The organism is Pseudomonas sp. R1-15 (assembly GCF_051132085.1).
GTDB lineage: Bacteria > Pseudomonadota > Gammaproteobacteria > Pseudomonadales > Pseudomonadaceae > Aquipseudomonas.
In genome coordinates, this window is record NZ_CP071660.1 from 1,373,810 (window position 1) to 1,399,690 (window position 25,881).

The following is a 25,881-nucleotide window of genomic DNA, read 5'->3' on the forward strand; positions in this document are numbered from 1 at the left end:
AGTTTTCCGTGCCCATTACCTTCCAGGCCTTGTTCGCCCCTGACCGCCTCGCCGTGCAGTTCGCCATCAAAACCGTGCTCGGCGGCGGCCTGGCGTTGTGGCTGGCGTTGCGCTGGGGCCTGGAGCAGCCGTCGTGGGCATTGATGACGGCGTTCATCGTCGCCCAGCCGCTGTCCGGCATGGTGGTACAGAAGGGCCTGGCGCGTTTGGTCGGTACTTTGGTGGGGACGATCATGTCGGTGGTGTTCATGGGATTATTCGCCCAGGCACCGTGGTTGTTCTTGCTGGCGCTGGCGCTGTGGCTGGGTGTGTGCACGGGCTGTTCGACGCTGTTGCGCAGCGCCTGGTCGTATTCTTTCGTGCTGGCTGGCTACACGGTGGCGATCATTGCCTTGCCGGCCCTTTCCCATCCACTTGGGGTCTTCGACCAGGCCGTGGCGCGGTGCACCGAGATCAGCCTGGGCATTACCTGCGCCACGGCGGCCAGTGCCTTGCTCTGGCCGTTGCGGGTCGAACGACAACTGGCGGATCAGGCCCGTGCCGCCTGGCAGAGCGGCATGCAGGCGGCGCGTGCAACGTTGGCCGGCGATGCCCAGGCGCGCAAAGGCTTGCTCGAAATCCTCGGCAAGATCGTTGCGGTGGATGCCCAGCGCGAACACGCCTGGTTCGAAGGCAGCCTGGGCCGCCAGCGCGCCCGGGCCATCAGCGGCTTGAGCCAGAAACTGCTGATGCTGTTGCGTATTTCCCGTTCGGTGCGTCGGCAGTGGAAACAACTCGAACCTCAGGAAGCCGAAGCGCTCCAGCCGTGGATGGACGAGGTGCAGCAGGCGCTCGCTGCAGACAGCGCGACGCTCCAGGCCCTGCGGCCTCGGGTTCTGGATGCCTCTCATGACCTGCGGATCAGCTCGGCGCAAAGTTACTGCCTGGCTCGTTTCGCCTTGTTGCTCGATACCGCCCTGGCTGCCTGTGCCGCGCTCGCGGCCGTGCAGGAGGGCAGGGCCGCCGCCGATCCGCCGCGCACGCTGGCGCCGCACCGTGATCTGTCCCTGGCCATGGTATTCGGGGCCCGCAGCGCCCTGGCATTCCTGGCAGTAGCCTGTTTCTGGCTGGCGACCGCCTGGCCCGCCGCATCCGGTGCGCTGTTGCTCACCTGCGTGGTGTGCAGCCTGTTTGCCAGCCGCGAAAACGGTGCGCAGATCGGCATGAGTTTCCTGCGGGGTATTTTCCTCGCAGTGCCGACGGCGTTTGTTATTGGCGAGATTTTCCTGCCGCAATGGAGCAGTTTCGCCATGCTGTGCATGGCCATGGGCGTGCCGTTGTTCCTGGGGGCGCTGTGCATGGCCAAGCCGCCGCTCTACGCCACGGCCACCTCGTTCTGCCTGCACTTTGTGGTGCTGGTCTCGCCGCTCAATGCGATGAAGTACGACGTTTCGGCATTTTTCAACAACGCCCAGGCGATGATGATCGGCGTCGGCGCGGCGGTGCTGGCGTTCAAGCTGCTGATCCTGCGCAACCCGGCCTGGCATAGCCGTCGGCTGCTGGCCGCGACGCTGGACGATCTGGTCAGGCTGACCCATCGCAATCTGCGTGGTGCTGAAAGCTGGTTCGGTGGCCGCATGGCTGACCGGCTGCTGCAACTGGCGCGGCATTATCCCGAGCTGCCGGTGCCGGCGCGCAGCCGTTGGGACGACGGCTTGCTGGGCCTGGACGTCGGTGACGAGTTGCTGCATCTGCGCCTGAGCCTGGCCGTCGCCCAGATACCCGACAGCCCGGCCCAGCGCGAATATTTCGAAACCCTGGAGCAGGCGCTGGAACGCGGCCCCGGCGGCGATCAGGCCGAGGCTTTGGCCCAGGCAAGCGACGAATATCTGCGGGTGCTGTCGCAGCAACCGTCCAGCGATGCGCTGAAGCTCGCCCAAGGCGCGGTGGTGCAATTGCAGAACAGCTGGCGCGCCTGGTGCCGCCAGCACGAATCCGAAGAAGGGAAACATAGCCATGGGCTTGCGTGAATGGTCGATTGGCGGGGTGCTGCTCAGCCCGTTCCTGATTTATGTGGTCCTGGCCTTGCTGGCAACCGGGGCGCTGCGCCTGTTGCTCGGCCTGTTGCCGGTCGGGCGCTGGATCTGGCATGAAGCCTTGTTCGACTGCGCCCTGTACGTCTGTGTCCTGACTGTCATTACCCTGGTCCTCGGACCGTTATAAGGAGCTGAACATGCGTACACCCGTACGTGTCGCCGTCACGCTGGGCGTGGTGGCCGTGGCGATCTTCGCCGGGTTTCATCTGTGGCAGTACTACATGCTCACGCCCTGGACCCGGGATGCGCGAATCCGTGCCGACGTGGTGGTGGTCGCCCCTGACGTATCCGGTTGGGTGCGCGAACTCAAGGCCGTGGACAACCAGCAGGTCAAGGCTGGCGACCTGTTGTTGAGCATCGACCGCGAACGCTTCGAGGCCGCGCTGGAAAAGGCTCGCGCGGTGGTCCAGACCCGTCAGCAGCAGCTGAGCCTGCGTGAGCACGAAGCCAGCCGCCGCGCCGCCCTGGGGCCTCAGGCGATCAGCGCCGAGCTGCGGGAAAATGCCCAGATCAATGCCGGCATTGCCCGTGGCGAACTGCGCGAGGCCCAGGCCCAGGCCAAGGTCGCCGAGCTGAACCTGGCCCGCAGCCAGGTCCTGGCCCCACGCAGTGGTCATATCACCAATCTGCGCCTGGCCGAAGGCAACTACGTCAACGCCGGGCAACCGGTGATGGCGCTGATCGATGATTCGACGTTCTACGTGCAGGCCTATTTCGAGGAAACCAAACTGCCGAGGATCCGCGTGGGCGATCCGGTCAAGGTCTGGTTGATGAGCGCCGACCATGCGCTAGACGGCCATGTGGAAAGCATCAGCCGCGGTATCACCGACCGCAACACCAACCCCGATGCGCAATTGCTGGCAGAGGTCGAACCGACCTTCAACTGGGTACGCCTGGCCCAGCGGATCCCGGTGCGGATCAAGCTCGACAAAGTGCCGGAAGGGGTGAGCCTGAGCGCGGGGATGACGGCGAGTGTGCAGGTGCAAGAGCGGCTGCAATAGCCGTCGCACTGCGGACTCCGTGGCGAGGGAGCTTGCTCCCGCTCGGCTGCGAAGCAGTCGTAAAAAGAACATCACGGTTAATCAGATTAAACGCGGTGGGCTTTTCTCAGGGGCGCTTCGCACCCCAGCGGGAGCAAGCTCCCTCGCCACGGGGAATCATGATCATCAGCCGATGCTGATCGCCGGCAACGTCGGCAACGTAACAGTCTGCTGCTTGCGCGGAGCCAGGATCTCGGCCTCGCCGTCCACCACCAGTTCATCGCGCTGATTGAACACGCGCGTGGCGATGCGCACGCGGAACTTCGGCAGTTTCTCGAGGATTTCCAGGCGCACGGTCAGGGTGTCGCCAATCTTCACCGGTTTCTGAAAGCTCATCTGCTGGCCGATATAGATGGTGCCCGGCCCAGGCAGCTCGCACGCCACCGCCGCGCTGATCAGCGCACCGCTGAACATGCCATGGGCGATGCGTTCCTTGAACATGCTGGCGGCGGCGAATTCGGCGTCCAGGTGCACCGGGTTGTGATCGCCGGACATGGCGGCGAACAGCTGGATATCGCGCTCTTCGACGGTCTTGCTGTAGCTGGCGGTCTGGCCGACTTCGAGGGCTTCGTAAGGGATGTTGGTAACCTGGGTCATGTCTGGATCCTGTAACAGGTAAAGGAAAAACGCTGCGAACCTACTCGCTGCGTGGCGGCCGCTGATGGCTCAGCGCCTGGGCAATCCAGGCCAGCACGTCGGCCGTCACTTCATCGCGGTTGGTTTCATTGAACAGTTCGTGCCGGGCCTGCGGGTAGATCGTCAATTGCAGATGTTGATTGCCGGCGTCGCGCAGGGCATCGGCCAGATCTTTCAGACGCTTGCCTTCGCTCACCGGATCACATTCGCCGCCAATCACCAGCAACGGCAGGCCCGGATCGATCTGCGCGAGATTGGACGCTTTGCTGATCTGCTGCAAGCCGCCGAGGAGGTCGATCCACAGCTGATTGGTACAACGAAAGCCGCACAGCGGGTCCTGGACGTATTTGTCCACTTCGGTCGGGTCGCGACTGAGCCAGTCGAAGGGCGTGCGCGCCGGTTTGAATTTCTTGTTGAAACTGCCGAATGACAGCCACTCGATGAGCGCGCTACGCCCCGTGGCTCCCTGGCGTCGACGTTCGAGGCGGGCGATCAGGCGCGCCGCGCGGTACAGCGCCACGGGCTGGAAATTCGAGCCGCTGAGAATCGCCCCGTGCAGGCTGGCGCTGTGGTGCAGCAGGTAACCCTGGGCGATATAGCTGCCCATGCTATGGCCCAGCAGGAGAATTGGTATTTCTGGATGTTGCTGGCCGATGTGCTGATTGAGGCTCGCGAGATCGCCGACCACCTTGGCCCAGCCGTCCTCGTCGGCAAAATGCCCCAGGACTGTTTCCTCGCCGGTCTTGCCGTGGCCGCGCAGGTCCGGTGCGTAGACACCATAACCTTCATCGCACAACGCCTGGGCCAGGCGCCCATAACGAGCGCTGTGTTCGGCCATGCCGTGGGCCAGCATGAGCACGGCCTGCGGGGCGGTTTCGGGCAACCATTGGTTGACGAAGATGCGCCTGTGATCGGTCGCGGTCAGCCAGAACGTTTGGTGGATCATGGCGGTTCCTTTGCACAAAGTCAGACGCAGCGTCGCTGCATTGTATAGCGCATCCGTCGCGTCTCGCCTGATCAGGTCACGGCAAGGGAGGAAGATTCACACGATCTATGACGCAAGTTGCCATATTTGCCTGATTGGCCATAGCTGCTAGTGTCCGAGGAGCTCCGCTGTGCAAGCGATACGCAAGCGGTCCCGGATACGTTCAGGTAGAGAGGACAAAAACAATGCAGCCTGATTTCTGGAATGACAAACGCCCGACCGGCGTGCCCTCGGACATCGACCTGGGTGCCTACAAGTCGGTTGTCGAGGTGTTCGAGCGTTCCTGCAAGAAATTTGCCGACCGTCCGGCCTACAGCAACATGGGGGTGACCCTCACCTACGCCGAGCTGGAGCGCTACAGCGCGGCCTTTGCCGGTTATCTGCAAGCCAATACCGACCTGGCGCCGGGCGATCGCATCGCCGTGCAGATGCCCAACGTCCTGCAATACCCGATCGCCGTCTTCGGTGCCCTGCGCGCCGGCCTGGTCGTGGTCAATACCAACCCGCTGTACACCCCGCGGGAAATGCGTCATCAGTTCAAGGATTCCGGTGCCCGGGCGCTGGTGTACATGAACCTGTTCGGGCAGAAGGTCCAGGAAGTGCTGCCCGACACCGACCTGCAATTTCTGATCGAAGCGAAGATGGGCGACCTGATGCCCACCGCCAAAGGCTGGCTGGTGAATACGCTGGTCAGCAAGGTCAAGAAAATGGTCCCGGCCTATTCGCTGCCCCAGGCGATTTCCTTCAAGAGCGCCTTGCGCCTCGGGCGAGGCCAGGGCATCAAGCCCCTGAACGTCAGCCTCGATGACATTGCCGTGCTGCAATACACCGGTGGCACCACGGGGCTGGCAAAAGGCGCGATGCTGACCCACGGCAACCTGGTCGCCAACATGCAGCAGGCCCGGGCGTGCCTGGGGCAGATCGGCGATGACGGCCAGCCGCTGTTGCGCGAGGGCCAGGAAGTCATGATCGCGCCGTTGCCGCTTTACCATATCTATGCGTTCACGGCGAACTGCATGTGCATGATGGTCACGGGCAACCACAACGTGTTGATCACCAATCCCCGGGACATCGGTGGCTTCATCAAGGAGCTGAAGAACTGGCGGTTCTCGCTGTTGCTGGGGCTCAACACGCTGTTCGTGGCGCTGATGGACCATCCTGATTTCAAGACGCTGGATTTTTCCAACCTCAAGGTCACCAACTCAGGCGGCACCGCGCTGGTCAAGGCCACGGCCGAACGCTGGAAGCAGCTCACCGGCTGTGGCATCACCGAGGGCTACGGCCTGACGGAAACCTCGCCGGTGGCCAGTGCCAACCCTTACGGCGGCAAGTCGCGCCTGGGTACGGTGGGGCTGCCGGTGCCGGGTACGCTGATGAAGGTCATCAACGACGACGGCGTCGAACTGCCCCTGGGCGAGCGCGGCGAGCTGTGCATCAAGGGCCCACAGATCATGAAGGGCTACTGGAACAAGCCCGAGGCGACCGCCGAAGTGCTGGACAGCGAAGGCTGGTTCAAGTCCGGCGATATCGCGGTGATCGATCCCGACGGGTTTGTGCGCATCGTCGACCGCAAGAAAGACATGATCATTGTCTCGGGTTTCAATGTGTATCCCAACGAGATCGAGGACGTGGTCATGGCTCACCCGAAAGTCGCCAGTTGCGCGGTCATCGGCGTGCCGGACGAGCGTTCGGGGGAGGCGGTGAAACTGTTCGTGGTGGCCCGTGAGGCGGGCGTCAGCCTTGAAGAACTCAAGGCCTACTGCAAGGAGAACTTCACCGGCTACAAGATCCCCAAGCACATCGTATTGCGTGACTCGCTGCCGATGACGCCGGTGGGCAAGATCCTGCGGCGGGAGCTGCGCGATATCGCCTGAGGCGCTTGCCTCAATGGAAACCCCTGACCCTGTGGGAGCGAGCTTGCTCGCGATAGCGTTAGATCAGTGACAGAGATGTTGGCTGATCCAACGCTATCGCGAGCAAGCTCGCTCCCACAGTTGTTATATGTCGATGCAATCACGCGGTCTTAGAATTTTTACTCTAAAAATGACCATTAGATTTTCTTGAGTCGGATTTGTGACTGTAGGGCCCATTTTTGGCTCTAGTCGACCCTTGGCAAAGCTGCTACTCTCGGCGCGCTTTTGTGACTTCTCGGCCTTGATTCAAGCCAGATTCACCAACAAAACACACACCAATAATAATCGCATCAAATGCGGTGAAGAATTCGCGTTGCTGAGGAGTGGGCTTCCATGATTGAAGACTTTTGGAAGGATAAGTACCCAGCTGGGATTGCTGCCGACATCAATCCAGACGAGTATCCGAATATTCAGGCGGTGTTGAAGCAGTCCTGCCAACGCTTCGCCGACAAGCCGGCATTCAGCAACCTCGGCAAGACGATCACCTACGGTGAACTCTACGAATTGTCCGGTGCCTTTGCCGCGTACCTGCAACAGCATACCGATTTGCAGCCGGGCGATCGAATCGCCGTGCAGCTGCCCAACGTTCTCCAGTATCCGGTGGCCGTTTTCGGCGCGATCCGCGCCGGGCTCATCGTGGTCAACACCAACCCGCTGTACACCGCGCGGGAGATGGAACACCAGTTCAACGACTCCGGCGCCAAGGCGCTGGTGTGCCTGGCCAACATGGCGCACCTGGCCGAGAACGTGGTGCCCAGGACCAGCGTCAAGCACGTCATTGTCACCGAAGTCGCCGACCTGCTGCCGCCGCTCAAGCGCCTGCTGATCAACAGTGTGATCAAGTACGTCAAGAAGATGGTCCCAGCTTACCATTTGCCCAAGGCCATCAAGTTCAACGACGTGTTGAGCAAGGGCCACGGCCAACCGGTGAACGAAGCCAACCCCACCAGCGATGACGTGGCCGTTCTGCAATACACCGGTGGCACCACTGGCGTGGCCAAGGGCGCGATGCTGACCCATCGCAACCTGGTGGCGAACATGTTGCAGTGCAAGGCATTGATGGGCTCCAACCTCAATGAAGGCTGCGAAGTGTTGATCACGCCGCTGCCGCTGTACCACATCTATGCGTTCACCTTTCATTGCATGGCGATGATGCTGATCGGCAACCACAACATCCTGATCAGCAACCCGCGCGACTTGTCGGCGATGGTCAAGGAACTGTCGAAGTGGAAGTTCAGCGGTTTTGTCGGCCTCAACACGTTATTCGTGGCCCTGTGCAATAACGAAGCCTTCCGCAAGCTGGACTTCTCGGCACTGAAGGTGACCTTGTCCGGTGGCATGGCGCTGCAACTGGCAGCGGCCGAGCGCTGGAAGGCGGTCACCGGCTGCCCGATCTGCGAAGGCTACGGCATGACCGAGACCAGCCCGGTGGCTACCGTCAACCCGATCCAGCACATCCAGGTCGGCACCATCGGCATTCCGGTGCCATCGACGCTGTGCAAGGTCATCAATGACGCGGGCGTCGAATTGCCACTCGGTGAAATCGGCGAATTGTGTGTGAAAGGTCCGCAAGTGATGAAGGGCTACTGGCAGCGCCAGGAGGCCACCGACGAGATCCTCGACGGTGAAGGCTGGCTCAAGACCGGTGATATCGCGCTGATCCAGCCGGACGGCTACATGCGCATCGTCGATCGCAAGAAGGACATGATCCTGATCTCCGGCTTCAACGTTTACCCCAACGAACTGGAAGACGTACTGGCCACCCTGCCGGGTGTGCTGCAGTGCGCGGCGATCGGTGTACCGGATGAAAAATCCGGCGAGGCGATCAAGATTTTCATCGTCGTGCGTCCAGGGGCCACGCTCACCAAGGAACAGGTGATGGAGCACATGCGCGCCAACGTCACTGGCTACAAAGTGCCCAAGGCCGTGGAGTTCCGCGATGCATTGCCGACCACCAACGTGGGCAAGATACTGCGGCGCGAGTTGCGCGATGAAGAACTGAAGAAGCTGGGGCTGAAGAAATAAACCCGCCGCCAATGAAAAGCCCCGCTGATGCGGGGCTTTTTGTTACAAGGCTATGGCCTCGCGCGGGGCGGCCGTTGTGGCGATCGGGCTACAACCGAAACTGCGCAAAATCCAGGTTGGTGCCACCCGGCCGCATGTCTTGCAGGTAGGAATCCTTGTCGGCACTCAGTTCCAGGCTCAGGGCCGCCTTGCGTTTGCCCTGGTTGCGTACTTCCAGGCCTTCCAGTTTTTCCCGCAGGAACACCGTCGGCACTTTCAGGTGCAGCAGTTCATCGGTGGCGGGGGTGTGCAGCAGCAGGTGAATCCATTCGTATTGACCAATGGCCAGCCGGGCCACCGGAATGTCGAACCAGAAGATGTTGCGATTGCGGTTCAGTTCGCTGAAATGGCAATTGTTGACGCCCAGGACGGCGCCGCCCAGTTGCTGGTTCCTGCGGGCGATGGCCTGCTTTTTATCGAGTTTCATAACGTTCCTACGGAATTGGAGCTTCAGGTCGCAGCCTGAATACGTGGGGCATTCTCGGGGGTTGATCGGCAAACATAAAGCGCAACCTGCAGTCGCCGACGAAATCAGCCGCAGAAAAAATGAAACTCCCCGCAAACGGTCCCAGTCAACCCTTGTGTAATGACTTTTCTTACGGTTATTCACAGGAGAGACACCATGGGTAGCACGAGCGATAAAGTGAAGGGCGTTGCCAACGAAGCCGTCGGCAACATCAAGCAAGGCGTCGGCAAGGCCACCGATAACGACCGCATGCGCGCCGAGGGCGTGGTCCAGGAGAAAAAGGGTGAAGCCCAGCAAAACGTGGGCAAGGCCAAGGATGCCGTCAAGAAAGGCGTCGACGAGGCGTAACCGATCAGTTGAAACGTGATCGGAACGGTCATCTGCGGGTGGCCGTTTTCATGTCGACTCGAACTTGCACCGGGGGAAATTGTTCCAAAGTCGCCAACAGGTTACTTTGTCTTGGCATAACCCGATGAGTCGCCAGGCGACCTTCCTTTTTTGCGGCGAAAGGAGACGCACATGATGTTCCCGGCCTTGAAAGGCTTGCCCCTGCACCGCGTGATGATGCGCACGGTAACCGAATTTCTCGACGACGAGATGTCGACGTACGCCTCCGCACTGGCTTACCAGATGTTGTTTTCGCTGTTCCCCTTCATTCTTTTCCTGATAGCCCTGATCGGTTTTCTGCACCTGCCGGATTTTTTCTCCTGGCTGCGCCTGCAATCGGAACTGGTGCTGCCGCCGCAGGCGCTGGAGCAGGTCAACCCGGTGATCGACCAGCTCCAGCAGTCCAAGGGGGGCCTGCTGTCGGTCGGTATCGTGATTGCGTTGTGGACCGCGTCGGCCGGCGTGCGGCTGATGATGAGCGCCATGAATGCCGCTTATGACGTGGTCGAAGGGCGTCCGGCCTGGAAGCGTTTTCCGCTGTCGATCCTGTACACCGTCGGCATTGCGGGCATGCTCCTGGCCGCCGCGGCGCTGATGGTGCTGGGGCCGCAGGTGATGGGCTGGATTGCCGCCCAGATCGGGCTGGAGGAATTCATTGTCACCGTCTGGACGCTTGCGCGCTGGCCAGTCATCGTGTTTTTGCTGATGGTCGCGGTGGCGCTGATCTATTACGTGATGCCCGACGTCAAACAGGAGTTTCGCTTCATCACGCCGGGCTCGGTATTGGCGGTGGTGGTCTGGATCATCGCGTCCCTGGGCTTCGCGTTCTACGTCAAGACATTCGCCGACTACAACGCCATGTATGGCAGTATCGGCGCGATCATCGTGCTGTTGCTGTACTTCTATATCTCGGCGGCGGTACTGTTGCTCGGCGCTGAGATGAACGCGGTGATCGAGCACATGTCCGCCGAAGGCAAGGACCATGGCGAAAAGAGCCCCGGCGAGCATGAAAAACAGCATGTATCGGGCCTTGGGCGCGACCATTCCATTCCTCACAATCACACTGACGAAGCCCGACCATGATCCGCGAAATCCTGAAGATGGGCGACGAACGCCTGCTGCGCATCGCACCGCCGGTGCCGCCAGAAATGTTCGACAGTCCCGAGTTGTGGCAATTGATCGATGACATGTTCCAGACCATGGAAAGTGTCGGCGGTGTCGGCCTGGCGGCGCCGCAGATCGGCGTCGACCTGCAACTGGTGATCTTCGGCTTCGAGCACAGCGAGCGTTACCCGGATGCCGAGGCGGTGCCGCAGACCATCCTGATCAACCCGTTGATCACGCCGCTGAGCCCGCTGATGGAAGAGGGCTTCGAGGGCTGCCTGTCGGTGCCGGGGCTGCGCGGTGCGGTGGATCGCTACCAGCACATCCGCTATGAAGGTTTCGACCCGAAGGGCGAGCCGATCGTGCGCACCGCCTCAGGCTTCCACGCGCGGGTAGTCCAGCATGAATGTGATCACCTGATCGGCCGCTTGTACCCATCGCGCATCACCGACTTCAGCAAGTTCGGCTTCACCGAGGTGATGTTTCCGGAGCTGGATCCCTCGGCCGACGATTGACACCGCACCCACCGAACCTGTGGGAGCGAGCCTGCTCGCGAACGCGGTGTATCAGCCAAATCACCTACTGAATCAATCGCCTTCGCGAGCAGGCTCGCTCCCACATGGGATGTGTAGTTGTTCAGAATTGCGCAGGCACCAACCCCATCGCAATCATCGGCTTGCTCCGCGCATACCGGCTCAGCCGTTCAGCCATCGCATAAGGCAGTTCCGGATCGAAGTCGAACCCGCGTCGCTCATAGAAGCCGCGCAGGTCAGGGTGGCAGAACAGCCACACCGGCGCCTCCAGGCCTTTCACCGCCTTTTCTATCAACCGCGCCGCGATGCCTTGCGCGCGGAACGCCGGGTCGACGAACAACCCCGTCAACCAATACCCACCGGACACCGGTCGCAGGCACAGGGCCGCGACGATTTCATCGCGCCGCGCCACCCAGAGTTGCGCGTCGCGCACGGCTTTCATCGAGGATTGGTGGGCACGATAAAATTTGTTGATCAACGGCCAAAGCGATTCTTCGAGCGCTGCATAACGGATTTCGGACATGGCTGGGTCATGGCGAAGAGGGGGAGGCGATTATAAAAGAACGTGGCTGCAGGGATAGGTGTATACCTGAGGTACATCCCGTATGAGTGGAGTGCGTATCATGGCCAAAAGCATGGATTCAAAAAAAGCGGCAAAGAAAAAACCAGCGAAGAGCGCCGATGAAAAACGCGCCGACAAAAAAGCCAAGAAGGTCAATCTGTTCGGTCATTGAAACGCTGTCGATTCGGTTGGTCGCAGGTTTGAGGCGGAGGTTGCAACGCTCCGCCCCAACCCGCTGAGGTGATGTCGAGACGCTGCCAGATTCAGAGAGTGACGAGGACGGTGCTCTCGGCAGGTTTTTTCTCGCTCTGCTGATTTTTCTCTATTTGCGCCATGGCCGACTTGTCCTGCATGCGCTTCGTCGGCATGGTTCGACCGCATCCTGCCGGGGCCGCTCAGGTGCTTTCGCGGACCTTGAGTTCGAACCCCAGGTCCACCACCGGCTGGGCGATGCGGTTGCCAGCCATCAAGGTGAGCATCTGTTCAGCGGCACGGCGGCCGATGGCTTCCCGCGGGGTGCTGATGCTGCTCAAGCGCGGCACCATGTGGGCCGAGGCGGGAAGGTCGTTGAAACCGAGGATCGAAACCTGCTCGGGGATCCTGATACCGCTGCGCAACGCTTCGAGCAGTGCGCCGTGGGCCAGGTCGTCGTTGCCGAAGAAGATCGCATCGACGTTCGGGTGGCTGGCGAGCAACTGCAGGAACAACTCGCCGCCCAGGCCCACCGATGACGGACGCGGCGTGAGTATTTCCAGGTCCGGGTCGTAGAGCCCGGCCTCCTGTAATGCGCGCCGGAAACCTTCGCCGCGCAACAGCGTGCGCTGGTCCAGTTGCGCGCCGATGTAGGCCAGGCGCTTGCGGCCTCGGGAAACCAGGTGTTCGGCAGCGGTTTCGCCGGCCTTGAGCTGGGAGAAGCCCACACAGTTGAGGCCGGCGCCCGGGTCCAGTTCCATCATGTACACGCAGGGAATGTTGCTGGCCTCGATCATCCGTCGAGCGCTTTCGGTGCGGTCGAACCCGGTGAGCAACAATCCTCGCGGCTGATAGGCCATGTAGTTGCGCAGCAGGTCCTCTTCTTCATCGCGGGAATAATGGTAATTGCCGATCACCACTTCGAAGCCCTTGGGCCGCAGCACGCGATGAATGGCTTCGAGGGTGTCGATGAACAACAGGTTCGACAACGATGGCACCAGCACCACCACCGAATGGCTCTGGGCCGAAGCCAGGGCGCGGGCGGCGGGGTTGACGACGTAGTTGAGTTCCAGGGCGGCCTGGCGGACCTTGTCCACCAGCTCGACGGCCACGGTGCTGACGCCGCGAAGGGCACGGGAGGCGGTGATCGGGCTGACCCCGGCCAGGCGTGCGACCTCGTTGAGCGTGGGGCGACCGGTGGTGCGAGTATTCTTATCGTTTTTAGGGGCGGTCATCAGGGCGGCTTGCCAAACAAAAATCAAGGCACTAAGGTAGCGCTGTCTCGGCGCGGCTGCAAATGCGTGAGCAGGGTTTGCCTGATCCCCTCTCCGCTGGCGTCGTGGACGTACATGCTGCAACCACAAAAATGACAAGAAGGCGTCGGCAACTTCTGCTTTTGCTGCGGTGTCATAACTGGCAAAGGTAGCGCTGTCTGCGCGCTGAGGTGTTACATGAATAATCCAATCACCGCCCTGGTCATCATGGGCGTTGCCGGTTGCGGCAAAACCTGCGTCAGCCAGGCCCTATGCCAACTGAGCGGCGCCAGCGCCATTGAAGGCGACACTTTCCACCCCGCGGCCAACATCCAGAAGATGAGCGCCGGTATCCCCCTGAACGACGACGACCGTGCCGGCTGGCTCGACAGCCTGTGCGATGAGTTGCGCCGTGTCGACGCCATGGGCGCGCGCCCGGTGCTGACCTGCTCGGCCCTCAAGCACAGTTATCGCGAGCGCCTGCGCAGCGCCTTGCCGGGCCTGGGCTTCGTATTTCTTGAATTGACCCCGGAAGTAGCCGCTGATCGCGTGTCCCATCGCCCGGGCCATTTCATGCCGTCGACCCTGATCGACAGCCAGTTTGCCACCCTTGAATCTCCTGTCGGCGAGCCCCTGACCCTGGCTCTGGATGCGTCCAGCCACAGCGTTGATGAACTGGCCCGCCAGGCTTACGTCTGGTGGCTGGCCCACGGCCTGAAGCTTGCGAGCTGAAGCGTGAACAATTTGCGTCAGAAAGATAGCGCTGTCCCGACGGCTTGAAAATAACTGCTTCAATAACAACAACAAATCAGGAGACACCTCCCATGTTCGGCATGTCCCACGAGACGTTCCTGCTGCTAGATGCAGTGGTTACGGTGATCGGACTCATCGTCCTCATCACCAAGTTCAAATTCCACCCGTTCATTGCACTGACCATCGCCGCCGCGTTTCTCGGCCTGACGTCGGGCATGCCGACCGGCACCATCATCAAGGCGTTCCAGGACGGCTTTGGTGGCGTGCTCGGTTTTGTCGGCATCATCCTGGCGCTGGGCACGATGCTCGGCAAAATGATGGCCGAGTCGGGCGGCGCCGATCAGATCGCCCAGACCCTGATCCGTGCCTTCGGCAAGGAGAAGGTGCAGTGGGCCATGATGTTCGCCGCGTTCCTGGTGGGCATCCCGCTGTTCTTCGAAATCGGCTTCGTGCTGCTGATCCCGCTGGTGTTCATCGTCGCGCGCCGCACCGGCGTGTCGATCATCAAGATTGGTATCCCGCTGCTGGCCGGTCTTTCCGCCGTCCACGGCCTGGTGCCACCGCACCCGGGTCCGCTGCTGGCAATCGGCATCTTTGGCGCTGACATCGGCAAGACCATTCTCTACGGCCTGATCGTCGCGCTGCCGACCGCCATCATTGCCGGACCGATCTTCGGTACGTTCATCGCCAAGCACATCCCCGGTCATCCGAATCAGGAGCTGGTGGACCAACTGGCCCGCGAGACGAACGCCGCCGAACTGCCAAGCTTCAGCATCACCCTGATCACCGTGCTGTCGCCGGTATTCCTGATGCTGCTCAAGACCTTCGCGGATGTGGCGCTGCCGGACGGCAACCTGTTCCGTGTCTGGATGGACATGATCGGCCACCCGATCTCGGCCTTGCTGCTGGCGTTGCTGTTGTCGCTGTACACCTTTGGCTACAAGCAGGGCATCGGTTCCAGCCAGATGCTGAAGTGGCTGGACGCGAGCCTGGCGCCGACGGCGGCGATCATCCTGATCATCGGTGCCGGCGGCGGTTTCAAGCAGATGCTGGTGACCAGCGGCGTGGGTGACGTGATTGGCCACATGGCCGTCAGCGCGCAGATTTCGCCGATCCTGCTGGCCTGGCTGGTGGCGGCGGTGATTCGGATTGCGACCGGTTCGGCGACCGTGGCGACCATTACCGGTGCCGGGATCGTGGTACCAGTGGTGGGGATGATGCCAGGGGTGAACCGTGAGCTGTTGGTACTGGCGACCGGCGCCGGCTCGCTGATCCTGTCTCACGTCAACGATGCGGGCTTCTGGCTGGTCAAGCAGTACTTCAACATGACCGTGGCCGAGACCTTCAAGACCTGGACCGCGATGGAAACCATCCTGTCGGTGGTGGGGCTGATCTTTATTCTGCTGCTGTCGTTGGTGATCTGAATCTAAGGCAATACCTACTGTGGGAGCGAGCCTGCTCGCGAAGCGATATGACATTCAACATCTGTGTTGACTGTTACATCGTCTTCGCGAGCAGGCTCGCTCCCACATTGGTTTTGGGTCAGGCCTCAGGTTTTTTGATCAACCCATCCGCCCGGAACATCCCGCGGATCCCGCGTACCGCCTGGCGAATCCGGTCCTGGTTCTCGATCAGCGCAAAGCGCACATGATCGTCCCCATATTCCCCGAACCCCACCCCCGGCGAGACGCAGACCTTGGCTTCGGCCAAAAGCTTCTTGGCAAACTCCAGTGAGCCCAGGTGCGCATAGGCCTCGGGAATCTTCGCCCAGACATACATCGATGCCTTGGGATTCTCCACCATCCAGCCCAGTTCATGCAGGCCCTTGACCAGTACGTTGCGGCGCTGGCGGTACTGCTCGGCGATGTCGCGCACGCATTGCTGGTCGCCTTCGAGTGCGGCGATGGCGGCCACTTGCAGCGGGGTGAAGGTGCCGTAGTCGTGGTAACTCTTGATCCGCGCCAGGGCGCTGACCAGTTCCGGGTTACCCACCATGAAGCCGATGCGCCAGCCGGCCATGTTGTAGCTCTTGGACAGGGTGAAAAACTCTACCGCAATGTCTTTCGCGCCCGGCACCTGCATGATCGACGGGGCTTTCCAGCCGTCATAGACGATGTCGGCGTAGGCCAGGTCGTGGATGACCAGTACGTCGTATTGTTTGGCCAGGGCGATGACCCGCTCGAAGAAGTCGAGCTCCACGCACTGGGCGGTCGGGTTGGACGGGAAACCGAGGATCATCATCTTCGGCTTGGGGATCGAACCGCGAATGGCCCGTTCCAGTTCATCGAAAAAATCCACGCCGGGCACCAGCGGCACCGAACGCACCTGGGCGCCGGCGATCACCGCGCCGTAGATGTGGATCGGATAGCTGGGGTTGGGCACCAGCACCGTGTCGCCCTGGTCCAGGGTGGCCAGCATCAGGTGTGCCAGGCCTTCCTTGGAGCCAATGGTGACAATGGCTTCGCTTTCCGGGTCGATGTCCACTTCGTAGCGGTCCTTGTACCAGCGCGAGATGGCTCGGCGCAGGCGTGGGATGCCTTTGGAAGTGGAGTAGCCGTGGGTATCTTCGCGCTGGGCGACGGTGACCAGCTTCTCGACAATATGCGGGGGCGTGGCGCCGTCGGGGTTACCCATGCTCAAGTCGATGATGTCTTCGCCGCGCCGACGCGCAGCCATCTTCAGCTCGGCAGTGATATTAAATACGTACGGGGGGAGTCGATCGATGCGCGCAAAGCGGCGCGGCGAACCTTGTTCGGCCATTGTTGCCTCGAGATACGTGAGCGCCCGGAACCGTCCGAGCGACGTCGGCCAATGCGTTGACCTGCGGCGCAAGATAATCGGGCCAATGGCGGATTGTCCAGTAGCCGCGCCGAACTATTTTCGACGACACTGTCGCCCTGGCTGCGCCACCAGCGGTGGCCGTAGCGGCTTGTCGGACCTGTCTTACCCAATTGTAATGGAATGAATAATGGAATTTTCCAGCGGCTTCCTGCTGAGCCTTTCCTTGTGCCTGGACATCGGCGTGGCCAATATCGCGATGATCACCCTGGCGATGCAGCGCGGCTATTTCCAGGGCTTTGCCCTGGGCCTGGGCACCTGCGTAGGCGACCTGGTCTATGCGGTCCTGGCGCTGGCCGGGATGACTGTCCTGCTGCAATACGAAACGGTGCGGTGGGTGCTGTGGATCGGCGGTTCGGTGCTGTTGCTGTATTTCGCCGCGAAGATGGTTCATTCGGCGATCTTTCACAGTGCGGTGCTGGCCGAGGCCGGCGAGGTCCGGGGCAACTCGTCTCGGCAGGAGTTTTTTCGCGGGATCTTCCTGGCGATGTCATCCCCCAGCGCCATCCTCTGGTTCGCGGCGGTGGGAGGTACGCTCATTGCCCGCTCAGGGGGTGGCACGGTAGTCAGTTCGGCGCTGTTTTTGAGCGGATTCCTCTGCGCCGGGCTGCTCTGGAGCGCCGGCCTGTGCCTGGCGGCAACCCAGGGCGGAAAATTGTTGGGGGATAAATTGCTGCGTTATTCCTATTGGGCATCAGCGGCGATTTTCTGCTATTTCGCCGTCTACGTGATCATTTCTGGCTACAACGAGTTTGTCGGAACAACCGCCTCGGCTGTCCCGCCTGGACTCTGACAAGCGAAACGGCCTGGCAATCACCGTTTGGGTTCTATACTGCCAAGCCCGACTTCAAGTTTTCCGGAGTGTCGAAGCAATGGAATCGCAAAAACGCGTTAATGCATCCGAGCCGCGCTTCGAGCAAGGACGCTTTCAGCTCATCGCCGGTTTCGGCGCGCGTTTTACCCAGGACACCGCCCAGGACATCCCGCTGCTCTGGGAAAAGTTCTTGCCCTGGCTTGGCAAAGTGCCGGGGCAGAAAGACGAAGTGACCTACGGCGTGTGTTGCAACCCGGACGGTACAGGCGGCTTTGAATACATTGCCGGCGTGGAGATCAGCCGGCTTGACGACCTTCCGGACCAATACCGCTGGATCGAAATCCAGCCCGGGCCCTACGCCGTATTCGAGCACAAAGGGCCATTGAAGAGCCTTCCGGACACTTTCCAGTACATCTGGAAGGAATGGTTGCCACAATCCGGCCACGAAGCGGCGGATGAGCCTGAGTTCGAGCGCTATAGCGAAGACTTCAACCCGCGGACGGGGGAAGGCAGCCTGGAGATCTGGATACCCCTCAAGCCGAGTTGATCGTCGCGAGCCTGTTATTCAAACACCAACCCCATCCGCCGTTCATAACCGATTCGGCCCTTGTAGGCCTCGCCGCTGTCGACCCAGCCCAGGCGGGTGTACAGGCTGATGGCCGCGTCGTTGTCTGCATCCACCGAAAGCTCAAGCCCCTTTATTTCCGGCCATGCCGCTCGGGCGACGGTGGGTAGCGCTTGCAGGCAGGCCTTGCCGTAGCCTTTGCCTTGAGCCCGGCGGTCTACCTGCAAGGCGTGCAGGGTGGCGCTGTGTTCGTTGGCCCAGGCGGGCAGTACGGGTGGCCGCTTGAGCAGCAGGAACGCGACGGGCACTTCGTCGGCCAGCAGCGCAAAACCCTTTACCCCAGGGCCGGGCCTGGACAGCAGCGTATGCAGCGCACCATGGATATCGCCGGAAAACCTGATCTGTTCGGGGTGGATTTCGATGGCTTCGACCTGTTGCCGTTGCAGCGCGGTCAGGTCTTCATAGGGTACGAGCTGAGCAGTCACGAAAACATCCATTGTTGCCGACAGAATGAGGCCTGGATTCTAGCGAAATTTTTTCTTTGGATTATTTTTGTTTGGCTGTCGATTCACTGTTTCTCCAGACGACTAAGGCTGTCTCTAACAAAAAACTGCGGAGAACCACCATGAATACCGAAACCGAAATCCAAGCGTTGATCGACACCTATCGCCAGGCCGTCATGGCCAAGGATGTGGAAAAAGTCATGGCGCTCTATGACGACGATATCGTCTCGTTCGATGCCATCCAGGCCCTGCAATTCAAGGGCAAGACCGCTTACCGCGCGCACTGGGAAGCCTGCATGGAAATGTGCCCTGGCCCGCACAAGTTCGATTTCAATCAGGTCCAGATCACGCCGGCCGAGAACATCGCCTTCGCCCATTGGCTGGCCTATTGCGGCGGCACCAACGACAAAGGCGAAGAGCAGGCCTGCTGGATGCGTGTGACAGCTTGCTACAAGCGTACGGCCGGCGCGTGGAAGATCGTCCATGAACATTGGTCGGCGCCATTCGACCCGATGGCGGGTACGGCGATATTCGACTTGCAGCCCTGATCGGCTTCGGTTTCCTCCTGCCACCTTTGTCGATCGGTTCGATCACGGAGCTTTCCATGAAGTATTTATGCCTGGTGTATAGCAACGAACAGGCCCTGCACAACTCTCCCGACAGCCCTGAGGACGCAGAGTGCATGGCTTATGCCGAGTCGATCCAGGGCAGCGGCCGCATGGTCGCCGCCGAAGCCCTGGAGTCGGTGCAGACCGCCACCACGGTGCGTATGCGCGGCGGCAAACTGTCGATTACCGACGGCCCGTTCGCCGAAACCAAGGAGCAACTGGCGGGCTTCTACCTGATCGACGCCAAGGACTTGAACGAAGCCATTCAGGTCGCCGGGCACATCCCGGCGGCCCGGGTCGGCTGCGTCGAAGTCCGGCCGGTACGCCAGCTGAATCCCTGAACGACAATCACAACGGGATGATTTCCATGAGCCGTGAACCTGCTTTGTTGTCCATCAGTCCGATCACCCAAGGCCTTCCCGGCTGATGTCGGCCGAAGCGGTCAAGGCACGGGTCGAGCAGGTTTATCGCCAGGATTCGCGGCGAATCCTGGCGACGCTGATTCGCCTGCTGGGAGATTTCGATCTCGCCGAGGAAGCCTTGCACGAGGCGTTCTTCGTCGCGGTCGAGCGCTGGCAGCGCGACGGCGTGCCGGACAATCCCCGGGCCTGGCTGGTGTCGGCCGGGCGTTTCAAGGCGATTGACAGCCTGCGTCGGCGGGCGCGCTTCGCGGCGTCCCAGCCGATGCTGATCGCGCAACTCGAAGCGCTTGAACAGGCCGAGTGGAGTGATGAGGACGTGGAAGACGACCGCCTGCGGCTGATTTTCACCTGTTGCCACCCGGCTCTGGCCGCTGATGCCCAGGTACCGTTGACGCTGCGGGAAGTCTGCGACCTGACCACCGAGGAAATCGCTCGTGCGTTTCTTGCCGCGCCGGCAGCCATCGCCCAGCGCATCGTGCGGGCCAAGGCGAAGATTCGTGATGCGAAGATCCCCTATCAGGTGCCGTCCCGCACGGAGCTGCCTGAACGACTCGACAGCGTGCTGCGGGTGATCTACCTGGTGTTCAACGAGGGATATTCAGCCTCGATGGGGGCCGAGTTGACCCGCGATGACCTGACCCGCGAAGCCATACGCCTCGCACGCCTGCTGTTGGAGTTGCTGCCCGAAGCTGAAGTGATGGGCCTGTTGGCGCTGATGCTGCTGCACGAGTCGCGGCGGCCCGCGCGAATGTCGATGGCCGGCGATCTGGTCTTGCTCGATGAGCAGGACCGGTCGCTATGGGACCAGACAATGATTGCCGAAGGTTGCGCGATGGTCGAGGCCGCGCTCAACACCCGGCGGTTCGGACCGTATTGCCTGCAAGCCGCGATTGCTGCGGTGCACGCCGAAGCGCCGAGCGCCCGGGAGACCGATTGGCCGCAGATCGTCGGCCTCTACGATGTGCTGTTGCGGGCCGTGCCGTCGCCAGTGATCGAACTCAACCGCGCGGCCGCCCTGGCCAAGCGCGATGGGCCGCAGGAGGGGCTACGCCTGGTTGACGGGATACTGGGCAGGGGCGAGCTGCTTGACTATCACCTGGCCCATTCGGCGCGGGCTGAGTTCTGCCGGCAGTTGGGGCGAGTGGAGGAGGCGAGGGCCGCCTACCGACGGGCGCTTGAATTGACGCAGCAACTGCCGGAGCGGCGGTTCATTGAAGCACGGCTTGCGGGATTGGACTGATAATCAACAATACGACGACCCCCTGTGGGAGCGAGCCTGCTCGCGAAAGCGTCAGCATAATCGACATCCGCTGTTGCTTTATCCACCGTCTTCGCGAGCAGGCTCGCTCCCACAGGAATGACCTCACATTATCGAAACACCACAAACCAATGTGGGAGCGAGCTTGCTCGCGATATCGGTGTATCAGCCACTATTGCTGTCGGCTGGTAGACCCTATCGCGAGCAAGCTCGCTCCCACAGGTGCATCGATGGCTAGTCTGGCGTTGATCAGAACTCGTGATCAGCGTTGTCCGGGTTCAGGTCGCTGATACCCAGCTTGCCCGCAGCCTGTTCGATCGAGCCGGTCTGCTTGACCAGGGCGGCGATGGCGTCACGCACGATCTGGTTGCCCGCGGTGTTACCGGCGGCGATCAGCTGGTCGTAATGCTCACCCTTGTTGGCGTGATCGACCATGACCTGGATCTTGGCTTCGGTGTCGGCCAGCTCGGCCTTGAGCGTGGTGTCGGCGGCCGGGTCGGCCTTGGCCACCAGGGAGGACAGGCTCGCGCCGGTCATCTTGGTGCCGTCGACGCGGGTGTATTCGCCCAGGTAGACGTTACGCACACCCTTGGCATCGTAGAAATGCGAGTAGTGGGTGTTGTCGCTGAAGCAATCCTGTTCGTCTTCTGGCGAGTTGGCTTCCAGGGAGACCTTCATGCGCTCACCCGCCAGTTCACCCAGGGACAGGCTGCCCATGCCGAACAGCATCTTGCGCAGACCGGTTTCGGCCGGTTCGGCTTCCAGCGTGGCGCGGTAGTTGTCGGCGACGTTCGGTTTCCAGTTGCCGACCATTTCCTGCAAGTCGTTCACCAGCAGTTGGGTCACGGACTTGAGGTAGGCACGCCGACGGTCGTTGTGGCCGCCAGTGGCGCCGGCGCCTTCCAGGTAGTCCGAAGCCGGACGATTGCCGGCACCCGGGCCGGTGCCGTTGAGGTCCTGGCCCCACAGCAGGAATTCGATGGCGTGGTAGCCGGTGGCAACGTTGGCCTCGGAACCACCCAGCTCGTTCAGGCTGGCGAGTTTTTCCGGGGTGATGTCTTTGACGTCGACCTTGTCTTCGCCGACCTGCACTTCGGTGTTGGCGATGATGTTGGCGGTAGCGCCCGGGTTACCCAAGGCGTGCTCGTAGGATTTGTCGACGTAGTCGATCAGGCCTTCGTCCAGGGGCCATGCGTTCACCTGGCCTTCCCAGTCGTCGATGATGGTGTTGCCGAAACGGAACACTTCGCTCTGCAGGTAAGGTACGCGCGCGGCAACCCAGGCAGCCTTGGCGGCTTTCAGAGTATCGGCGTTCGGCTTGGCGAGGAAGGCGTCGACGGCGGTCTGCAGGGTTTTCGCGGTGGATTCGGCATCGCTGTAGACGGCGTAGACGATGTCGGCGTAGTGCGCGACAACGGCCTTGCCAGCGGCTTCGTCGATCTTGCCAGCGGCTGCGGGGGCAGCCGGAGCCGCAGTGCTGGCGGCCGGCGTTGGCGCTTGCGGCGCGGCCGCCTTGTCTTTGCCTTCGCCGCAACCGGCGAGGGAAATAGCGATGGCCAACAGACTGGCGGTAGCCAGAGGCATACGAATCATGGCGAACATCCTGCTTCGGTGATGAATGGGACAGGCGCGAGGGCGCGCAAAACTGCGACATAATGCGAAAGATTTGCATTATATGTAAAGGGCTGCGGCGGTAATATTTCTAGCGCAGGCAGCCCGCGGAGAAGGGGGGAAACAGTCAGATGATCGAGGCGTTGATGCGCTCGGCTTGCTTCAGATAGTTACCCAGCTCCCGTGCCGGCAACGGTTTGCTGTAGTAGTAGCCCTGACCTTCATGGCAGCCCTCGGCAATGATGTAGGCTTCCTGCTCGATCGTTTCGACGCCTTCGGCGATCACCTGCATGCCCAGGCTCTTGCCGAGCTGGATGATGGCGCGAACGATGGTCGCATCGTCTTCGTCATCGAGCAGGTCCTGGACGAAACTCTTGTCGATCTTGATCTTGTCCAGCGGCAGGCTCTTGAGATAACTCAAGGACGAATAACCGGTGCCGAAGTCGTCGATGGCGATCAGCGCGCCGGAACGGCGCAGGCTCAACAGATGCTGGGCGGCCGTGGTGATGTCTTCCATCAGGCCGGTTTCAGTGACCTCCAGCTCCAGGCTGCGCGGGGGCAAGCGGTACATTTGCAGGAAATTGCTCACCACTCGGGGCAGTTCGGCGTGGTGCAGTTGCACTGTCGACAGGTTGACGGCCATGCGCAGGTCGACAAAACCCTGGTCGTGCCATTCGCGCAACTGTTTGCAGGCCTGGTCCAGCACCCATTCGCCGATGGCGATGATGGTGCCGTTCTGTTCCGCCAAGGGAATGAACAGGTCGGGCGGTACGAGGCCGTGCTCGGGGTGATGCCAGCGGATCAGCGCTTCGGTGCCGACCACCCGCAGGTCGCGGTAGCTGACCTGCGGCTGGTAGACCAGGGTGAACTGGTCGCGAGCCAACGCCTCGCGCAAGTCTTTTTCCAGTTCACGCCGGCGGCGCATTTCGCTGTCGACGCTGGCGATATAGAACTGGTAACGATTGCGCGAGCGCGTCTTGGCCAGGGTCATGGTCTGCTCGGCTTTTTGCAGGAGCTTCTCGGTGCTGTCGCCGTCTTCGGGGAACAGCGTGATACCGATGGTGGCCCGCAGGCGGATCCCCTGGTCGTCGAGGATGAATGGCGCTTCCAGATCGTCGAGGATGCTCTGGGCCAGTTCGGCGGCCTCGTAAGGCTGCTCGATATCGGCTTGCACCAGGGCGAACTGGTCGCCGCCCAGCCGCGCCAGGGCGCCGAGGCGTCCGCTGTGGGCGCGCAGCCGATCGGCCAAGGCCAGCAGCAATTGGTCGCCGGTCTGATAGCTGAACTGTTCGTTGATACCTTTGAAGTCGTCCAGTCCCACACACAACACGGCCACGCGACGTTGCAGGCGCCCGGCGTCCACCAGGATCTTGTCCAGTTGTTGTTGCAGCTGCTGGCGATTGGGCAGGCCGGTGAGGAAGTCGTACTGGGCCATGCGCAGCAGGCTGTTTTCCGCTTCGTGGCGCAAGTGCGTGTTGCGCTCGATGGATTCGAGCAACTGGTTCGCGGTGTTGATCCACAGGCCGAGCTCGTTCTGCTCATGGCCCCGTAGCTGCGGGATCTTGTGCGCGCTGGGGCGATCGGGGTTGATTTCGGTCAGGTGCTGGATAATCCGCGACAGCGGTTTGGTCAGCAGCCAGTGATAAACCAGGTACAGCACCAGGCCCATGGCCAGGGCCCGGAGCATTCCGGAAATGAAAATGATCACCGAGCTGACAATGAAGCCCTGGCCGTAGGTGGCGGTGTCGAGGGTGATGCTCAGGTCGCCGTAATATTCACTGTAGGGCCCGCGTCCCACCAGTTGCGTGGTGAAGGTGCGCTCCTGGCCCAGGATCAGGTCGGTCAGCCAGCGGCTTTCGGAATGCTGGAGGGGCCGGGTCTTCTCGGCGAGCATCGTTTCGTGGGGGTGGCCAATGGAGGCCATGCGCACGGCCTCATCCTGGAACAGGCCTTCGATGACCTGCATGCCCATTTCCCGGTCGAGGCTGTAGACCGCCTGGGTGGAAGGGTCGCGGAACATATCGAGGATGCGCTGGGCGTCGTCGGCGACGGCCCGATTGGTTTTGTAGGCATCGAAAACGATCTGGGCGCAGCTCAAGACCACGCCAACGATCAATGCCGAAAGGAGCACGACCCGGAGCAACTTCACAGACAAGCTGTTCTTGAGTTCCAGCTTCAAAGAGGGATTCCTTGTTCCGTGCGGGTAGCGTCAAGTTGCCATGAGTATTGGCAATCCTGTGATGTCAGTCAAAGGGACAATCCAACACAAGGCTTTTCGCCTGAAACCTGGCCGTTATACGGTGTTTGCAGAGTCTTTGCTCTACGACCATTGTTTCGGTTGAGGAGGGCCGCAACTTGAGGCCTGGCGGGATTATTTATCGGATTTCAGACGCGAGGTCATTTGCACGTTGCGAAGCTGTTGTGGGGAGTGAGCTTGCTCGCGATGAGCAAGGTACCGTCAACATCTCAGTGTCTGAACCACCGCTATCGCGAGCAAGCTCGCTCCCACAAAGTAAAACCGAAAAAAAAGCGCTTTCCCGTCTCCGGAAAAGCGCCGTTTTCATTGGCATCACAACTTACGCAGTAAAGGTCTTGCCTTCGAACTGCTCAGCCACGAACTTCCAGTTGACCAGGTTCCAGAACGCTTCGACGTACTTCGGACGAACGTTGCGGTAGTCGATGTAGTAGGCGTGTTCCCAGACGTCGCAGGTCAGCAGCGGAGTGTCGCCGCTGGTCAGCGGGTTGCCGGCGCCGATGGTGCTGGCCAGGGCCAGGGAGCCGTCGGCCTTTTTCACCAGCCAGCCCCAGCCGGAACCGAAGGTGCCGATGGAAGTCTTGCTGAATTCTTCCTTGAACTTGTCGAACGAACCGAAGGCTGCATTGATGGCTTCAGCCAGGGCGCCGGTTGGTTGACCGCCGGCATTTGGCGCCAGGCAGTTCCAGTAGAAAGTGTGGTTCCAGACCTGAGCGGCGTTGTTGAAGATACCGCCCGAGGAAGTCTTGACGATTTCTTCCAGGGTCTTGCCTTCGAACTCGGTGCCAGGCACCAGGTTGTTCAGGTTCACGACATAGGTGTTGTGGTGCTTGTCGTGGTGGTACTCCAGGGTTTCTTTGGAGATGTGCGGCTGCAGTGCATCGTGAGGATAGGGCAGCGGCGGCAATTCGAAAGCCATGGTGATTCTCCTAATCAGGTCAGTTGCGGTGAGCGCAAGGCCGATCACGGGCGGCCAGACTAGCGCCGGGGAGTTTGTACTCTTTGCGGCGCAGGAGTCGGATCATAGCACCGGGGGTGCGGCATA

25 protein-coding genes are annotated in these 25,881 nt (G+C 61.1%); 15 read left to right on the top strand and 10 right to left on the bottom strand.

Annotation, left to right across the window (positions count from 1 at the left end; genetic code table 11):
- The first annotated feature begins 8 nt into the window (after positions 1-8).
- From J3P97_RS05960 to J3P97_RS05970, 3 genes are read left to right on the top strand one after another with little or no spacing between them, the layout of a single operon-like run.
- Positions 9-2,009: an FUSC family protein gene (locus J3P97_RS05960; protein WP_434569574.1), complete on the top strand. Its 2,001-nt coding sequence runs from the start codon at positions 9-11 to the stop codon at positions 2,007-2,009.
- Complete coding sequence (locus J3P97_RS05965; protein WP_249873604.1) at positions 1,996-2,202, top strand: DUF1656 domain-containing protein; 207 nt, start codon at positions 1,996-1,998, stop codon at positions 2,200-2,202. The genes J3P97_RS05960 and J3P97_RS05965 overlap by 14 nt, the downstream gene beginning before the upstream one ends.
- A 10-nt stretch (positions 2,203-2,212) precedes the next feature.
- Positions 2,213-3,076 carry an efflux RND transporter periplasmic adaptor subunit gene (locus J3P97_RS05970; RefSeq protein ID WP_434602993.1) on the top strand — a complete coding sequence of 288 codons (864 nt, stop codon included), beginning with the start codon at positions 2,213-2,215 and terminating at the stop codon, positions 3,074-3,076.
- A gap of 165 nt (positions 3,077-3,241) precedes the next feature.
- On the opposite strand, the gene J3P97_RS05975 is transcribed toward J3P97_RS05970, so the two are convergent.
- Together J3P97_RS05975 and J3P97_RS05980 are read right to left on the bottom strand one after the other, a co-directional pair.
- Positions 3,242-3,712: a MaoC family dehydratase gene (locus J3P97_RS05975; protein ID WP_003227420.1), complete on the bottom strand. Its 471-nt coding sequence runs from the start codon at positions 3,710-3,712 to the stop codon at positions 3,242-3,244.
- 40 nt (positions 3,713-3,752) lie between these two features.
- Entirely contained in the window at positions 3,753-4,697 is a 945-nt protein-coding gene (locus J3P97_RS05980) for a lysophospholipase (RefSeq protein WP_434673672.1), read from the bottom strand.
- 224 nt (positions 4,698-4,921) lie between these two features.
- Here J3P97_RS05980 and fadD2 point away from each other — a divergent pair, with 224 nt between their 5' ends.
- Together fadD2 and fadD1 are read left to right on the top strand one after the other, a co-directional pair.
- Positions 4,922-6,610, top strand: a complete 1,689-nt coding sequence (gene fadD2, locus J3P97_RS05985; RefSeq protein WP_434569571.1) for a long-chain-fatty-acid--CoA ligase FadD2 — start codon at positions 4,922-4,924, stop codon at positions 6,608-6,610.
- A gap of 372 nt (positions 6,611-6,982) precedes the next feature.
- On the top strand, positions 6,983-8,674 hold the full coding sequence (gene fadD1, locus J3P97_RS05990) for a long-chain-fatty-acid--CoA ligase FadD1 (RefSeq protein WP_434602995.1): 1,692 nt from the start codon (positions 6,983-6,985) through the stop codon (positions 8,672-8,674).
- Positions 8,675-8,762: 88 nt separating this feature from the next.
- Here fadD1 and J3P97_RS05995 read toward each other — a convergent pair whose 3' ends face one another.
- Positions 8,763-9,140 carry a hypothetical protein gene (locus J3P97_RS05995; protein ID WP_305496313.1) on the bottom strand — a complete coding sequence of 126 codons (378 nt, stop codon included), beginning with the start codon at positions 9,138-9,140 and terminating at the stop codon, positions 8,763-8,765.
- Positions 9,141-9,335: 195 nt separating this feature from the next.
- Between J3P97_RS05995 and J3P97_RS06000 the strand changes: the two genes are divergently transcribed.
- From J3P97_RS06000 to def, 3 genes are all read left to right on the top strand, one after another.
- Positions 9,336-9,527 carry a CsbD family protein gene (locus J3P97_RS06000; RefSeq protein ID WP_305496312.1) on the top strand — a complete coding sequence of 64 codons (192 nt, stop codon included), beginning with the start codon at positions 9,336-9,338 and terminating at the stop codon, positions 9,525-9,527.
- 171 nt (positions 9,528-9,698) lie between these two features.
- Positions 9,699-10,649 carry a YihY/virulence factor BrkB family protein gene (locus J3P97_RS06005; protein ID WP_434569568.1) on the top strand — a complete coding sequence of 317 codons (951 nt, stop codon included), beginning with the start codon at positions 9,699-9,701 and terminating at the stop codon, positions 10,647-10,649.
- Positions 10,646-11,185 carry a peptide deformylase gene (gene def, locus J3P97_RS06010; protein WP_434569567.1) on the top strand — a complete coding sequence of 180 codons (540 nt, stop codon included), beginning with the start codon at positions 10,646-10,648 and terminating at the stop codon, positions 11,183-11,185. The genes J3P97_RS06005 and def overlap by 4 nt, the downstream gene beginning before the upstream one ends.
- Positions 11,186-11,306: 121 nt before the next feature.
- Here the strand turns inward: def and J3P97_RS06015 are convergent, their stop codons facing one another.
- Positions 11,307-11,726, bottom strand: coding sequence for a GNAT family N-acetyltransferase (locus tag J3P97_RS06015; RefSeq protein WP_434673673.1), 420 nt, complete (start codon positions 11,724-11,726; stop codon positions 11,307-11,309).
- 434 nt (positions 11,727-12,160) lie between these two features.
- Positions 12,161-13,192, bottom strand: a complete 1,032-nt coding sequence (locus J3P97_RS06020) for a LacI family DNA-binding transcriptional regulator (RefSeq protein WP_434602997.1) — start codon at positions 13,190-13,192, stop codon at positions 12,161-12,163.
- 216 nt (positions 13,193-13,408) lie between these two features.
- On the opposite strand from J3P97_RS06020, the gene J3P97_RS06025 reads away from it, so the two are divergent.
- Positions 13,409-13,942, top strand: coding sequence for a gluconokinase (locus J3P97_RS06025; protein ID WP_434569564.1), 534 nt, complete (start codon positions 13,409-13,411; stop codon positions 13,940-13,942).
- 92 nt (positions 13,943-14,034) lie between these two features.
- Positions 14,035-15,387, top strand: a complete 1,353-nt coding sequence (locus tag J3P97_RS06030) for a GntP family permease (protein ID WP_305496305.1) — start codon at positions 14,035-14,037, stop codon at positions 15,385-15,387.
- A 118-nt stretch (positions 15,388-15,505) separates the two neighbouring features.
- Here J3P97_RS06030 and alaC read toward each other — a convergent pair whose 3' ends face one another.
- On the bottom strand, positions 15,506-16,723 hold the full coding sequence (alaC, locus tag J3P97_RS06035) for an alanine transaminase (RefSeq protein ID WP_434569563.1): 1,218 nt from the start codon (positions 16,721-16,723) through the stop codon (positions 15,506-15,508).
- A 208-nt stretch (positions 16,724-16,931) separates the two neighbouring features.
- Here alaC and J3P97_RS06040 point away from each other — a divergent pair, with 208 nt between their 5' ends.
- Positions 16,932-17,594, top strand: coding sequence for a LysE family translocator (locus tag J3P97_RS06040; protein ID WP_434673674.1), 663 nt, complete (start codon positions 16,932-16,934; stop codon positions 17,592-17,594).
- A 79-nt stretch (positions 17,595-17,673) separates the two neighbouring features.
- Complete coding sequence (locus J3P97_RS06045; RefSeq protein WP_434673675.1) at positions 17,674-18,162, top strand: GyrI-like domain-containing protein; 489 nt, start codon at positions 17,674-17,676, stop codon at positions 18,160-18,162.
- Positions 18,163-18,176: 14 nt separating this feature from the next.
- Here J3P97_RS06045 and J3P97_RS06050 read toward each other — a convergent pair whose 3' ends face one another.
- Positions 18,177-18,665, bottom strand: coding sequence for a GNAT family N-acetyltransferase (locus J3P97_RS06050; protein WP_434673676.1), 489 nt, complete (start codon positions 18,663-18,665; stop codon positions 18,177-18,179).
- Positions 18,666-18,805: 140 nt separating this feature from the next.
- Here J3P97_RS06050 and J3P97_RS06055 point away from each other — a divergent pair, with 140 nt between their 5' ends.
- The 3 genes from J3P97_RS06055 to J3P97_RS06065 all read left to right on the top strand — a co-directional run bounded on the left by J3P97_RS06055 (position 18,806) and on the right by J3P97_RS06065 (position 20,953).
- Complete coding sequence (locus tag J3P97_RS06055) at positions 18,806-19,231, top strand: YybH family protein (RefSeq protein WP_434673677.1); 426 nt, start codon at positions 18,806-18,808, stop codon at positions 19,229-19,231.
- 56 nt (positions 19,232-19,287) lie between these two features.
- Positions 19,288-19,632 (top strand): YciI family protein, encoded by a 345-nt coding sequence (locus J3P97_RS06060; protein WP_434569558.1) that lies wholly within the window; start codon positions 19,288-19,290, stop codon positions 19,630-19,632.
- Positions 19,633-19,717: 85 nt separating this feature from the next.
- A complete protein-coding gene (locus tag J3P97_RS06065; RefSeq protein ID WP_434673678.1) occupies positions 19,718-20,953 on the top strand; it encodes an RNA polymerase sigma factor in 1,236 nt (411 codons plus the stop codon).
- A 267-nt stretch (positions 20,954-21,220) separates the two neighbouring features.
- Here the strand turns inward: J3P97_RS06065 and J3P97_RS06070 are convergent, their stop codons facing one another.
- The 3 genes from J3P97_RS06070 to J3P97_RS06080 form a co-directional block, all read right to left on the bottom strand.
- A complete protein-coding gene (locus tag J3P97_RS06070; protein ID WP_305496291.1) occupies positions 21,221-22,564 on the bottom strand; it encodes an imelysin family protein in 1,344 nt (447 codons plus the stop codon).
- Positions 22,565-22,709: 145 nt separating this feature from the next.
- Positions 22,710-24,761 carry a putative bifunctional diguanylate cyclase/phosphodiesterase gene (locus tag J3P97_RS06075; protein WP_434569555.1) on the bottom strand — a complete coding sequence of 684 codons (2,052 nt, stop codon included), beginning with the start codon at positions 24,759-24,761 and terminating at the stop codon, positions 22,710-22,712.
- Between the two features lie 397 nt (positions 24,762-25,158).
- Entirely contained in the window at positions 25,159-25,755 is a 597-nt protein-coding gene (locus tag J3P97_RS06080) for a superoxide dismutase (RefSeq protein WP_127929573.1), read from the bottom strand.
- Positions 25,756-25,881 lie beyond the last annotated feature (126 nt).

Coding starts and splice junctions, on each gene's coding strand:
- J3P97_RS05965 (WP_249873604.1), top strand. CDS start 1,996: ATGGGCTTGCGTGAATGGTCGATTGGCGGGGTGCTGCTCAGCCCGTTC.
- J3P97_RS05970 (WP_434602993.1), top strand. CDS start 2,213: ATGCGTACACCCGTACGTGTCGCCGTCACGCTGGGCGTGGTGGCCGTG.
- J3P97_RS05975 (WP_003227420.1), bottom strand. CDS start 3,712: ATGACCCAGGTTACCAACATCCCTTACGAAGCCCTCGAAGTCGGCCAG.
- J3P97_RS05980 (WP_434673672.1), bottom strand. CDS start 4,697: ATGATCCACCAAACGTTCTGGCTGACCGCGACCGATCACAGGCGCATC.
- fadD2 (WP_434569571.1), top strand. CDS start 4,922: ATGCAGCCTGATTTCTGGAATGACAAACGCCCGACCGGCGTGCCCTCG.
- fadD1 (WP_434602995.1), top strand. CDS start 6,983: ATGATTGAAGACTTTTGGAAGGATAAGTACCCAGCTGGGATTGCTGCC.
- J3P97_RS05995 (WP_305496313.1), bottom strand. CDS start 9,140: ATGAAACTCGATAAAAAGCAGGCCATCGCCCGCAGGAACCAGCAACTG.
- J3P97_RS06000 (WP_305496312.1), top strand. CDS start 9,336: ATGGGTAGCACGAGCGATAAAGTGAAGGGCGTTGCCAACGAAGCCGTC.
- J3P97_RS06005 (WP_434569568.1), top strand. CDS start 9,699: ATGATGTTCCCGGCCTTGAAAGGCTTGCCCCTGCACCGCGTGATGATG.
- def (WP_434569567.1), top strand. CDS start 10,646: ATGATCCGCGAAATCCTGAAGATGGGCGACGAACGCCTGCTGCGCATC.
- J3P97_RS06015 (WP_434673673.1), bottom strand. CDS start 11,726: ATGTCCGAAATCCGTTATGCAGCGCTCGAAGAATCGCTTTGGCCGTTG.
- J3P97_RS06020 (WP_434602997.1), bottom strand. CDS start 13,192: ATGACCGCCCCTAAAAACGATAAGAATACTCGCACCACCGGTCGCCCC.
- J3P97_RS06025 (WP_434569564.1), top strand. CDS start 13,409: ATGAATAATCCAATCACCGCCCTGGTCATCATGGGCGTTGCCGGTTGC.
- J3P97_RS06030 (WP_305496305.1), top strand. CDS start 14,035: ATGTTCGGCATGTCCCACGAGACGTTCCTGCTGCTAGATGCAGTGGTT.
- alaC (WP_434569563.1), bottom strand. CDS start 16,723: ATGGCCGAACAAGGTTCGCCGCGCCGCTTTGCGCGCATCGATCGACTC.
- J3P97_RS06040 (WP_434673674.1), top strand. CDS start 16,932: ATGGAATTTTCCAGCGGCTTCCTGCTGAGCCTTTCCTTGTGCCTGGAC.
- J3P97_RS06045 (WP_434673675.1), top strand. CDS start 17,674: ATGGAATCGCAAAAACGCGTTAATGCATCCGAGCCGCGCTTCGAGCAA.
- J3P97_RS06055 (WP_434673677.1), top strand. CDS start 18,806: ATGAATACCGAAACCGAAATCCAAGCGTTGATCGACACCTATCGCCAG.
- J3P97_RS06060 (WP_434569558.1), top strand. CDS start 19,288: ATGAAGTATTTATGCCTGGTGTATAGCAACGAACAGGCCCTGCACAAC.
- J3P97_RS06065 (WP_434673678.1), top strand. CDS start 19,718: ATGTCGGCCGAAGCGGTCAAGGCACGGGTCGAGCAGGTTTATCGCCAG.
- J3P97_RS06070 (WP_305496291.1), bottom strand. CDS start 22,564: ATGATTCGTATGCCTCTGGCTACCGCCAGTCTGTTGGCCATCGCTATT.
- J3P97_RS06080 (WP_127929573.1), bottom strand. CDS start 25,755: ATGGCTTTCGAATTGCCGCCGCTGCCCTATCCTCACGATGCACTGCAG.